The sequence below is a fragment of the Haemophilus sp. UMB1048 genome, assembly GCF_030218125.1.
Lineage (GTDB): Bacteria > Pseudomonadota > Gammaproteobacteria > Enterobacterales > Pasteurellaceae > Haemophilus_D.
This window is the reverse complement of the sequence record NZ_JASOPB010000108.1, coordinates 1-269: the sequence shown is the minus strand read 5'-3', so window position 1 is coordinate 269 and position 269 is coordinate 1. Positions and strand designations below refer to the sequence as shown.

At 55.0% G+C, this 269-nt stretch carries 1 protein-coding gene; it reads left to right on the top strand.

Features of this window, described 5'->3' with window-relative positions:
• Positions 1-269: cellulose biosynthesis cyclic di-GMP-binding regulatory protein BcsB (locus QP437_RS10085; protein ID WP_285267740.1), on the top strand; the 269-nt coding region annotated here is incomplete at both ends.

Sequence of the window (269 nt, the reverse complement as noted above, 5' to 3'; positions counted from 1 at the left end):
AACTGGGCGCGACCAACCAGCTGCGGTTCGACTTTGAGTATATGAACCCGATGCCGGGCGGTTCGGTGGATAACTGCATTACCTTCCAGTCGGTGCAGAATCATGTGGTGATTGGTGACGACTCCACCATCGACTTCTCGAAGTATTACCACTTCATCCCGATGCCGGATCTACGCGCCTTTGCTAACGCGGGCTTCCCGTTCAGCCGGATGGCGGATTTGTCGCAAACCATCACCGTGATGCCGAAAACGCCAAACGAAGCACAGATG